We start from the raw sequence: 9390 nt of genomic DNA on the forward strand, positions 1-9390 counted from the left end.
ATATTATACCTTTTTTTCAATTGAATATTTTTCACCCACTCACAGTTATGCTTTTATTTTTATAACCGACAAAATCACACTATTTTGTCTATTTAAATCTAAAGTGGCATATTCGAATTATGATTAATCAGACAATATGTCTAAACTAATTAAATTATCATACCTGTAAGAATATCTCTTTTCTAATATTTTGTGCTTATAAATGAAGTACTTTCAAAACATGAAATTAAGCTTCAATAAAGTATGAAATATTTAAGAAAATGATATAGGAGTATCTCATGAATCTGGAACAAGTTCGTCTCGTTGATGAAGCTATCACTTCTCGACATTCTGTCCGCGCTTTTTTAAATACTCCAATTGAGTCAGGAGTTATTAAAGATATATTACAAGTCGCAAGTCGAGCACCTTCTGGAACAAATACTCAACCATGGAAAGTCTATGTAATAACAGGCAACAAGCGTAATGAAATGGTTGAACGTGTCTGTGCAGCACAAATCGAAGTTTCAAAAAACCCGGAACTTGCAGAACAATATAAAGAAACTTTTGCCTATTACCCTGAAAAATGGATATCCCCTTTTATTGACCGCCGCCGCGAAAATGGTTGGGGGCTCTATGGTCTACTCGAAATTAAAAAGGGCGAAAAAGAAAAAATGGCTGAACAACAGTTACGTAACTTTAAACTGTTTGATGCACCAGCCGGCCTTTTCTTTACAGTAAATAAAACCATGGGAATCGGGTCTAAAATGGATATCGCAATGATGATCCAAAACGTGATGGTTGCTGCCAAGGCACGAGGTTTAGATACATGCCCACAAGCAGCTTGGAACCATTTTCACCCTATTGTTTTAGATATCGTGGGTGCATCAGATGATGAAGAGCTAGTTTGTGCAATTGCGTTAGGTCATGCTGATCCTAATCACATTGTAAATACCTTCATTACACCTAGAGAACCTGTCGAAAATTTCACAGTTTTTCTAGACGAATAAAATCTAAGTCGCCATTCTTTTAAAACTATGAGAATGGCTTGGTTTCTACTTGTTGCGCCGCTTTTAAAACGACAACGAACCCACTCAGCGTAAATAACACCATCATTACGCCCATGTTGAGCGATGCAGACCAAATGAGGAAGTTAAGCAGTACGCCACCCAAGAGGCCACAAGCGAATTGCATACTTCCCATAATTGCACTGGCTGTTCCTGCGCGGGCACCTTGTTTGGACATTGCAAGTGCCATTGCATTTGGTCCTGTTAAACCAATGCCTGAAATAGCTAAAAATAGCCCTAACATAACAAGCCATAAAGGCGCAGCAGGAATTAAACCCGCAATAAATACGATAATGGCTCCAGTCACTTGTACAAGTGAACCTGCCTTTAACCGTTTAGTGATTTCAACACGTGATGTTAAATGCTTATTTAAAGATGACATCAACATAATGCCAAAAGCATTTAGTCCAAAGGCATAAGCAAACTCTTGCTGATTCAGTCCGTATTGATCCATAAAAACTGCTGGTGCTGAGCTGATATAACAAAATAGCGCCGCCCCTGTTAAACAGCCTGCAAACATAGGTAAGCGGAAACTCGCATCTTTGAAAATAGCCCCATAGAGGGTAACGACTTGATATGGTGACAGCTTGAGTCTTTTATCGATTGCCAAAGTTTCTTTAAAAAAGAAATGTACGCATAGCCAGCATATGACTCCCACGATTGAAAGCGCAATAAAAATCGCTTGCCACGGAAACCAAATTAAAATCCATGCCCCAATCATAGGTGCCAAAATAGGTGCTAACCCCATGACAATCATCATGCTTGAAAAAGCTTGTGCCGAGCCTTGAACATCTAATCTATCGCGTATTGCTGCACGGGCCATAACCACACCAACACAGCCACCTAACGCTTGCAAAATACGAGCAGCAATCAAGCCCCATTCATTTGTAGCCAATACACAAAATAAGCTTGCGACTGCATAAAGTGCGAGACCAAAATAAAGTGGTTTTTTTCTACCAATCCGGTCGCTTAGAGGACCATAAACCAACTGCCCAACAGCTAAACCAAAAAAGTAAGCTGGTAGTGTATTGGCCACCATTTGTGTACTTACCCCAAAATCATGCGCCATTTGTGGCAAAGCAGGTAAGTACATATCGATGGATAATGGCCCTAAAGCCGTAAGTAAAGCGAGCAACATAATCCAGCCAATAGAGTATTGACGCTGGGCTGTTTGTTCAGACATAACGATATTTCATTTTTCAATCATTTGCATACAGACAAGCTTACACTGTCTATCGTATGATTTGTGCAACATTGGTGTAGAAATACACAAATCCTTTATCCTCAGGTTGATCAGCAAGGACTTCCTTTGAAATCTTGGTTTAAACGCCTAAAAAGAGCGACTTATAACACCACATTTATGTATAACGTGCGAATGCTGATAGCCTTTTCAGGAACTGCTTTCGTGCCTTATTTTCTGGGCTATCAATTAGCAACAATTCCACTTACTTTAGGTGTGGTTGCAGCCGGTTTAAGCGATATTGATGATCGCTTTTCAGTACGAATCATGAACCTGATTTATACTTATATTGGGTTCTTCATTACCGCAGCTTCCGTACAATTACTTTTCCCCTACCCAATGGCTTTTGCTTTGGGATTGATTGCTTCGTGTATTGGCTGGATTTTACTAGGCTCATTAGGACGTCGTTACGCAACCATCTCTTATGGTTGTTTAGTTGTTTCAGTCTATACCATGCTAGGTGTTCATCTCTTCGATCACTGGTATATTCAACCTACCCTTTTAGTTGCAGGTGCTGCATGGTATGGCTTAATTGCAACTATTAGTTTTTTACTATTTCCGGTTAGACAACTACAAGACAAACTGGCCGCGTCTTATGCATCCCTAGGCGATTTTCTCTTTGCAAAATCAAATTTGTTTGATGTAGATATGACTCCTGCCAGCTATCAGCAAAGTATGATCGAACTGTCATTAGAAAACGGTAAGTTAATTACGATTTTTAATGACTTAAAAACAGCTTTATTAACTCGTTTAAAAGGCGACCGTGGGCAAAAAGATACACGCCGAAGCTTACATTATTATTTTGTCGCTCAAGACATTCATGAGCGTGCTGACTCTGCTCATATCGACTATCAAAAGTTAGCCAAAATTTTTCAGCATAGTGATATTTTATTTAGATTCCAACGGATTTTGGCGATCCAAGGCAAAGCTTGCCAAGAGTTAAATGAATGTATTTTGCAACGTAAACCTTATAACCATAATAAAAGGTTTAAACAAAGCTTTGAAAACCTACGCCTTTCTTTAGAGAAGCTAAGACACGATCAGCATTATGACCTTTTATGGGTAAATGCGCTTTTCGCTTTATACCAAAACTTAAAATCTATCGATTCCCAGTTACTCAATCTGGAAACAGAACAACACATTCAATCTGATAAAGTAAAACAAGCCGAAAACCAACTTAAAGATGATGATTTACAAGGATGGAATGATATTGTCATCCGGATAAAACAAAATTTAACTCCCGAATCTGTGCTGTTCCGCCACGCGATTCGTGTATCGATTGTTTTATTTATTGGATATGTACTCATCCAAATGACCAATATTGAATATGGTTATTGGATTATGCTTACAGCTCTATTTGTAAGCCAACCTAATTTTAACGCTACCAAGCGCCGCTTACGTCTACGAATTGTTGGAACGTTAGTTGGGATTATTGTAGGTCTTGCGATTATCTTCTTAATTCCTTCAACTGAAGGGCAACTATTTATGTTGATATTAAGTGGAGTACTGTTTTTTGAGTTACGCAGTAAACAGTATGCGCAAGCAACTGCCTTTATTACAATTTTGGCATTAATTAACTTTAATCTGGACGGTTCAGCAATGGCTGCCGCCATTCCAAGATTTTTAGATACCTTAATTGGTTGTGCTTTAGCTTGGTTTGGCGTGACATTTATCTGGCCCGACTGGAAGTTCCGTCGTTTACCTCGCAACATCAGACGTTCATTACAAGCTCAATGTAATTATTTAGCTGAAGTTGTGAAACAGTATCATGAAGGCCGTAATCATGCGCTGAATTATCGTATTGTACGTCGAGCTGCACACAATACAGATGCTGAAGTTGCTTCACTTATTTCAACTTTAGCGACTGAACCAGACTTTGACCCAACTCGTAAATCCGATATTTTTGAATTTTTATGTTTAAATCATACATTTTTAAGTTATATCGCGGCACTTGGGGCACATCGAGAAAGCCTTCAGGATCAAGCTGTTCTTAAATTATTAGACCAAGCGCTAGATGATATTCAAGGAGCGCTCTTAAGAGATGAGATGCCTGATCTTACAGCACAAAATATGCTCCAAACGATACGTCATCGTCTAAGTCAAAATGATGAAAATGACCAAAAATCACTCATTATTTTACAGCAGCTATCACTCATGCTTGGCGTGTTGAACAGATTTAGTATGTTAAAACAACGTCTAAGTCATGATCTTGATAATGATGCCAGTGAGCTTGCATCATTATAAATTTGAGTCGGAATTTAGTATTAAATTGGCATAATATCCTTTCCTGACTTATGCCAATTAGTGCTAAACTTAAAACAGTTTACAATTTGTTATTTGCACTATGACCGCGAAAACTTTATACGCTTATACGCTTCAGCCTGTTCCATATGACGTGTCAGAAGCTGAACAACGTAATGCTCAGCTTCTTATCTGGCGCAGCACCAATAAAATCAGCACAAAAATTTGGGCAATTATGGGTGTAGTTTTAGCCCTAGCTATATTAGGTCTTATTTTTATTAAGAACTACTCTACTGTTTTTTGCTGGGTTGCTATTGTCGCTGTAGTACTTTACTACCTAGGTCGTAAATACGGATTAGAATGGTACGTTAAACGCAAAATGAATGAATTTCCGGTACAGGAAATCAAAGGTATTCGTTTAGGCGTGCAGCCTCATGGTATTGTGATGCGCCAAAAAATGGGCCAACAAGAAGGCGTTGGTACAATTGGATGGAAAAATATCTACGAATGGTACAATGGACCTGATTTCATCTTGGTAAATTTCAAAGTAAAAGATCCAAAAGGCCAAGAACAACAAGGTGCTTATATTTTACCTAAGCGCATGGATTCTAAAAACTTCTCGTTCAATACGATTCGCACGCATTTAAAAGAAGCTGTAGGTGAACCGAAAACTCTTTAAGTTTTGATTTTATAGAAAGCCTCCTTATGGAGGTTTTTTATTACAGTAAAAACAAATGATAATGAAAATTAATATTATCTCCAAAATCCATATTATCTACTCAATCTTCGGCTATACTTCGTTACAAGATCTCCATCATATTTACATTTTCGACCATGTTTAAAAAAATTTTATTTCAAATTCATTGGTTTCTGGGTATTACTGCTGGCCTAATCTTATCCATTATGGGTGTAACAGGTGCAATTTATTCTTATGACCAACAAATTTTAAAATGGGTAAATTCTGATAGTTATGTTGTTCAAGCTGAAAGCACTCCAAAATTAACCCCTGCTCAGCTATATCAATATTTCAATACGACTCAGCCTGAAATTAAAATTAATAGCATTACGATTTCCAAGGATCCAACCGCCTCTTCTACTGTCAATATTGAAAAAGAAGGTGAACGCCGTGGCTATAATATGATGGTGAATCCTTATAACGCTCAGGTTCTGCCCGATGTTAAAGGCCGAAAACTGTTGTTATTAATACAACAAATTCATCGTAATTTAACCGCAGGCGAAGTTGGCAAGCAAATTACTGGTGCCTGTGCCTTAATGTTAATTTACTTTGTACTGAGTGGATTATATTTACGCTGGCCTAAAAAACATTCTGCCCGTCAATGGCTCGCGGTTAAACCAAAATTGAAAGGCCGAAATTTTATTTGGGATCTACATGCTGTTGTCGGCACATGGGTCATTGTTTTTTACCTACTATTCGCATGTACAGGTCTATATTGGTCTTATGACTGGTGGCGTAGTGGCATGTTCAAAGTGATGGGCGTTGAACAACCCAAGCCACAAGGTCATGGCCCTGCCCCTCAAAATCGAGGAATGCAACAAAATAAACGATCTGAGCATAATACTGATAAAAAATCAGAGCCTCAGTTAGATAATACTCAGCTCATTACAGTACTTAATCAAACATGGAGTGGATTCAATAGTCAGGTCGGACGTGATTATTCGACGCTAACATTGAACTTACCGAAAAAAGATGATGGAAAAATTGAATTAAGTTTTGTCGATGCTACCCCGCAACACGAACGTGCACGCAACCAAGCCATATATAATTATCAAATTGGTACTATCGAAAAGATGGAGCTTTACGAAGATAAAAAGCTTAATCAAAAAATCATGAGCAGTATGTTACCCGTGCACCGTGGTAGCTTCTTTGGACCAATTTATCAATTCGTTGCGATGCTTGCTTCATTGGCAATGCCTTTATTCTTTGTTACAGGGTTGATGCTTTATCTTAAACGCCGGAAACAGAAAAAGTTAACACAGGCGGCTCGTCAGTCTTTAGCTGGGCAATACATTGATCCAAATGCAAAGCCTTGGCTTATTACCTACGCAACTCAAACTGGCGTAGCAGAACAACTTGCTTGGAGTACAGCAACAAGTTTACAAGAAGCTCATCAGCCAGTTCTGGTTAAACCTGTACAGCAGCTAACACAATCTGATTTAGAGCAGCATGAGCAGGTTTTATTTGTAATCAGTACATACGGTACTGGTGATGCTCCCGACCTCGCTACAAGCTTTGCTAAAAAGCTTTTAAAAGTGAATCTGGATCTTAAGCACATGAACTATGCTGTTTTGGCGCTAGGTTCTAAAGAATATCCTGATACGTATTGTAGCTTTGGTCATGCAGTAGATGCTTGGCTTAAAACTAATGGTGCTCATGCCCTCTTTAATACAATTGAAGTTGATAATGCACACTTAGCGGATATTCAAAACTGGAATCAAGCACTCGCGAAAGCAACTAAATTAGATTTGCACGCTGTAAATTTAGAAAAAGTTTTTGATACATGGACATTACAACAACGTGACTTACTCAATCCAAATAGCTTAGGGCAACCTGCTTATAATATTGAGCTTAACGCAAAGCACGAAGCAATATGGCAAGCGGGTGATATTGCTGAAATTCAGCCTGGTAATAGCCCTGAACGTATTCACGCATTCTTGCAGAAGCATCATATTCTTAAAAATTCCAAAGTTGACTCATTAGATATCTCAATTGAGAAAGCGCTTTGGAGTAAAGACTTAACTGGTGAAATTGAACCATTTGCTAATCTAGATCATTTATTAGAACAGCTCCCTACTCTACCAACACGAGAGTACTCAATTGCGAGTATTCCTTCTCAGCAAGTGCTTCGTTTAGTTGTTCGTCAACAGCATGATGAGTCTGGTAACTTAGGTTTAGGTTCTGGATGGCTGACTCAACATACTCAAGTCAATGATGAGGTTGCTTTGCGTATTCGTACCAATGAATCATTCCATCTTATTGATGACAACCGCCCTATTATTTGTATTGGTAACGGAACTGGTATTGCAGGTTTAATGAGCCTGTTACATACACGTACTCGTCATGACTACACTGAAAACTGGTTAATCTTTGGTGAACGTCAAAGAGCATGTGATTTCTTCTATGCATCAACTATTGAAGCATGGCAAACAACAGGAATGTTAAAACGCCTAGATCTAGCATTTTCCCGAGATCAAGAACAACGCGTTTATGTTCAAGATGTAATCCGTCAGAATGCAGCAGAATTAGTAAGCTGGATAGAGCGCGGCGCTGTTCTCTATGTTTGCGGTAGTATTGATGGTATGGCAAGCGGAGTCGACCAAGCACTGGTTGAAATTCTAGGTGATGAACAGGTAGATGAATTAAGACAACAAGGCCGTTATCGCCGCGATGTTTATTAAAAGCCTATAAATCAGAAAACCGAGTAATGGCACAGATGCTTTACTCGGTTTTTTATTGCATTCAGAATGATTTTGCATACACTGTCTGCAATTTAAATTGCAACTGTAAACACAATGCAAGTCAGTAAGTGGATCCGTATTTTCCTAGCAATCATTGGTTCGATTTTATTTCTAGATGGATTGGTTCTAATTTGTCTCAATAAAATTAATGTCGGCACAATTATCCCTTTAATTTTTGGCGCTTTCTTCTGCGTCTATTCTTTATTTTATTATCATTTAGAGCGTTTCTTCTTCTATCACTATCGCTTACACACACTTTGGCGTTTTGGATGGTTATGCCTCTGGATATGGCTAATTAGCTTAGGCTATTTCTTTGATTTTATTAAAGAGAATAAAGAGACAAGTCAAAATCTCCCTCCAGTAAATGCAATCATTGTATTAGGTAGTGGCGTTGAAAATGGTCAACCATCCAAAACTCTTGCAAAACGTTTAGATACGGCTGCCCCTATTGCTCTAAAACAGCTCCAAGCAAAAGTTGTTGTAACGGGAGGTCTTGATTTTTCAGAAAAGGAAAGCGAAGCATTAGTGATGTCGCGTTATCTAGAGCAACATTATCATTTAGCAAAAGAACGAATGGTACTTGAAGATAAAAGTACAAGTACTGAACTTAATCTAATGAATAGTAAACCACTATTAGCACAGCACCATATTACCCTCGACCAACCGATAGCTATTGTGACAAGCGATTTTCACACTCCACGAGCAGCAGCTATTGCTAAAAAACAAGGTTATACGCAAGTTTATACAGTGGCTGCTGAAACACCATTAGCTACTCGCTACAATTCTTGGTTACGAGAATATTTCGCTTTTGCAAGTGGATGGTTTTTTAACGAATATTAAGAATGACTTATTTGAAAACTGCTATTAAAAAATAGCAGTTTTTTTTACGCAAGAAAGTATTGTTATTCGTTAGAAATAGATCTAGTAAACTTATGAAATATATAAAGCTCTATTTGAGTCATTACATGGCAAATTTAATATAAGAGAAGTCTATTCAATAAAAATATAAAATAAATTTTTTAAGAAAATTTTATGTGAAATAATTTTAGTCTATAACTCAGGCAATCACTTTTAAACACAGTTAGGTTTTAAACCTATAGCCCCAAATTAAATAACACAAAAGTCATTTATCCAAATAAGAAATAACTTAACTAATGATTTTTTAGTCAATTGGAGATATAAATATTGAGCTTCAAAATAGAACAACTAAATTTAGAGTGATTTATATAAAGAATTCAAATACAGATTAAGAATTACAAATAAATAAGCAACTTAAATATTGGAAAAATTTAACTTTCGGAATGAAGTAATGGTGGGCGCTGACGGGATCGAACCGCCGACATTCTGCTTGTAAGGCAGACGCTCTACCAACTGAGCTAAGCGCCCTAA

Annotated in this window: 6 protein-coding genes and 1 tRNA gene; 5 read left to right on the forward strand and 2 right to left on the reverse strand. The window is 37.8% G+C overall.

What is annotated here, in order from left to right; all coding sequences use genetic code 11:
* Positions 1-278: 278 nt before the first annotated feature.
* The gene (locus AC07M3_RS12820; protein WP_494567468.1) at positions 279-986 is read left to right on the forward strand and encodes a nitroreductase; all 708 of its coding nucleotides are present in this window, start codon (positions 279-281) and stop codon (positions 984-986) included.
* 25 nt (positions 987-1011) lie between these two features.
* On the opposite strand, the gene AC07M3_RS12825 is transcribed toward AC07M3_RS12820, so the two are convergent.
* Positions 1012-2226 (reverse strand): multidrug effflux MFS transporter, encoded by a 1215-nt coding sequence (locus tag AC07M3_RS12825; RefSeq protein ID WP_092708821.1) that lies wholly within the window; start codon positions 2224-2226, stop codon positions 1012-1014.
* 126 nt (positions 2227-2352) lie between these two features.
* On the opposite strand from AC07M3_RS12825, the gene yccS reads away from it, so the two are divergent.
* The 4 genes from yccS (at position 2353) to AC07M3_RS12845 (ending at position 8841) form a co-directional block, all read left to right on the forward strand.
* Positions 2353-4527, forward strand: coding sequence for a YccS family putative transporter (yccS, locus tag AC07M3_RS12830; protein WP_494567469.1), 2175 nt, complete (start codon positions 2353-2355; stop codon positions 4525-4527).
* Between the two features lie 100 nt (positions 4528-4627).
* The gene (locus AC07M3_RS12835; RefSeq protein ID WP_005036343.1) at positions 4628-5203 is read left to right on the forward strand and encodes an SdpI family protein; all 576 of its coding nucleotides are present in this window, start codon (positions 4628-4630) and stop codon (positions 5201-5203) included.
* A 155-nt stretch (positions 5204-5358) separates the two neighbouring features.
* Positions 5359-7941, forward strand: a complete 2583-nt coding sequence (locus AC07M3_RS12840; protein ID WP_494567470.1) for a PepSY domain-containing protein — start codon at positions 5359-5361, stop codon at positions 7939-7941.
* A gap of 114 nt (positions 7942-8055) precedes the next feature.
* Positions 8056-8841, forward strand: a complete 786-nt coding sequence (locus AC07M3_RS12845) for a YdcF family protein (protein WP_494567471.1) — start codon at positions 8056-8058, stop codon at positions 8839-8841.
* Positions 8842-9311: 470 nt separating this feature from the next.
* Here the strand turns inward: AC07M3_RS12845 and AC07M3_RS12850 are convergent.
* A tRNA-Val gene (locus tag AC07M3_RS12850) sits at positions 9312-9387 on the reverse strand.
* Between the last annotated feature and the right edge of the window lie 3 nt (positions 9388-9390).

The sequence above is a fragment of the Acinetobacter sp. GW821-FHT09D10 genome, from assembly GCF_059416285.1.